At 36.3% G+C, this 2412-nt stretch carries 3 protein-coding genes and 1 pseudogene; 3 read left to right on the top strand and 1 reads right to left on the bottom strand.

All coding sequences use genetic code 11. The annotated features are described in order from the left end of the window. The 3 genes from AC1DS7_RS28655 to AC1DS7_RS28645 all read left to right on the top strand — a co-directional run. A partial coding sequence (locus tag AC1DS7_RS28655) for an IS3 family transposase (protein ID WP_476999397.1) occupies positions 1-191 on the top strand: 191 nt, incomplete at its 5' end. Positions 192-353: 162 nt separating this feature from the next. Beyond that, positions 354-1037 (top strand): GntR family transcriptional regulator, encoded by a 684-nt coding sequence (locus AC1DS7_RS28650; RefSeq protein WP_002144339.1) that lies wholly within the window; start codon positions 354-356, stop codon positions 1035-1037. A 21-nt stretch (positions 1038-1058) separates the two neighbouring features. Then, a complete protein-coding gene (locus tag AC1DS7_RS28645; protein ID WP_002191655.1) occupies positions 1059-1691 on the top strand; it encodes a sterol desaturase family protein in 633 nt (210 codons plus the stop codon). A 588-nt stretch (positions 1692-2279) separates the two neighbouring features. Here the strand turns inward: AC1DS7_RS28645 and AC1DS7_RS28640 are convergent. Next, positions 2280-2396, bottom strand: a pseudogene (locus AC1DS7_RS28640) (zinc ribbon domain-containing protein); the annotation flags it as partial. Between the last annotated feature and the right edge of the window lie 16 nt (positions 2397-2412).

The following is a 2412-nucleotide window of genomic DNA, read 5'->3' as shown; positions in this document are numbered from 1 at the left end:
GTTGGGATAATGCTTGTATGGAAAACTTCTTCAGTCACTTTAAGGCAGAGTGTTTTCATTTATACTCCTTCCGTAAAGCGAATGAGGTCAAACTTGCCGTGCGTAAATATATGCACTTTTATAATCATCAAAGATTTCAAAAGAAATTAAATAACCTGAGTCCATATAAATATAGAACTCAGGTTGCTTAGTTGCGCTTTTTAAATACTGTCTACTTGACAGGGGTCACTGCATGAAAATGGTTTCCTCTTTTTTAATGAATCTTATTGACGGAAAATTCAAACACGTTATATAATTTTTGGTATTACCAATATCTTCAACATGTATTACCAAAAAATAAAGGGGACGATGGCTTGAAAGAAAAGGAACGCTCCTCAGATAAAATTGAGAATGAATTAATTAGATCCATATTGGCTGGTGTTTATTCTGTAGGAAGTACTTTACCGCCGGAAAGAGAGCTTGCGAAAGAATTTGGTGTTGGTCGCCCAACTATTCGGGAGGCGCTTCAACGTTTAGAAAGGAGTGGATGGATAACAGGAAGAAAAGGAATGCCAGCGATTATTAATGATTATTGGAGCAATGGGAATCTAACGACACTTATTAATATTGTTGAGAATCATCATACCATTACAGATGAATTTATTATGTATTTATTAGAATTTAGAAGTTCGTTGACTCCGACTTATATTCGTGATGCTGTTACGTTTAATCAACCTAAAGTGGTTGCTCTCCTTGCTAATCTTGAGCAACTTGAAGATAGTGCAGAAAGCTATGCAGCATTTGATTGGTATTTGCAAAAAAGGTGTGCTGGGCTTGCTGCCAATCCGATCTTTCTACTCATTTTAAATAGCTTCGATTCCATTTATGTAGATATGGCGAAAAGATATTTTTCTGTAAAAGATCATCGTGGGTTGTCCTTCAACTATTATCACGACTTATTAAAAGCTGCATTAAAGGGAGATGCAATTGAAGCGGAAAGATTGTGTAAGACAACATTGGAGAAAAGCTTGGCTCTCTGGAAAGATAGAAAAAAATAAAGAAAGCTGGAGGCGTGATAAATGAAACTAAAATATTTTAAAGAATATTTTTCCTATCCTGATATTTTGATCATGAGCTGTCTTTTCTTCGCTAGTTTTGGATTTATGATTTTACATTTAACCTCTATCGGAATTTGGGGTGCTTTTATTTTGGGAATGATTATGTATTCCTTAGCTGAGTACGCTACTCACAGGTTTATTTTTCATCTAAAGCCACCAAAGAATGCATTCTTATTAAAAATACTTAAGCGCCTACATTATGATCACCATACAAATCCGAATGAATTACATTTATTATTTTTACCCTTATGGTATAGTGTGCCAAACATTGCAATTTCAGGAGCGATTTTTTATTTTCTTTCATCCAGCTTTGTCATGACAAACGCATTTATTGCAGGTATTATGCTCTTTTTATTATTTTATGAGTGGAAGCATTATATCGCGCATCGCCCCCTTCAACCAATATCACCATGGGGGCGATGGATGAAAAAGGTTCATTTATGGCATCACTTCAAAAATGAAAATTACTGGTATGGTGTCACGAACCCAGCCTATGATTTTCTCATGGGCACCTTTAAAGACCAAAAGGATGTTGACCAAAGTAAAACTGCTAAAAACCTAGAAAAACGTGGTGACCAGAAAATAGAATTATAAAAAATAATCCATTGTCATCATCCTGGAAATGTCGAATGAATTTTGTAGCTTCGACATTTCTCAGGGAGTGACAGGCATTTTTTCCTATTGAATAGTAAGCATGATAATAGATTGCATAAGGCTCGTTTTAAAGTTTTTCTTACCGAAAAATGCACCCGCTTTTTTCTCTATTTCTCTTAGCATTGCTTCATTTTTCACGAAGTGTTTCGCCGATGCTATCTACAATCTGTATCGCGTTTGCCCCAGTGATTTCTTTAGCGACTCATTCCAGAAGAATCTTCGTATCAAAAGAAAATTTTCGCGCAAAGCTATGGCACCTGAAAATATTATTGCGGAGAAACTCGGAATATTCAGGCGTGAAAGCACGACGAATACAGCCCCTCATCATCTCTTTCATCTAGATACCTTTTTAACCAAATGGTGCAACACATCCCTTTCTTTATCATCTTTCCCTTGTACAATGACAGAATTCGTTAAAAAAGAAGAGGTGAGACTAACAGTATGCTTTCTCCATTGAACTACCCCCACTTTCACTTCGTTTAGAAGTGAGGGATTCCTAAGTAAAGAGTTCTAACGAACTCTAATTGATTAGGCTAGCTCCACAGTCCTTGTGGTTAGAAGCCTTATCGCTTCATTCTTTAGATTAATACTTGCGTTAATATCCCTATCATGGTGTGTACGACAAGAAGGGCAGTCCCATTTACGTCAGTCCCATTTACGT

This window comes from Bacillus sp. P4_E1 (assembly GCF_056401715.1).
The sequence above is the reverse complement of the archived record's forward strand: the minus strand, read 5'-3'. Positions and strand labels throughout refer to the sequence as shown.

Coding starts and splice junctions, on each gene's coding strand:
- AC1DS7_RS28645 (WP_002191655.1), top strand. CDS start 1,059: ATGAAACTAAAATATTTTAAAGAATATTTTTCCTATCCTGATATTTTG.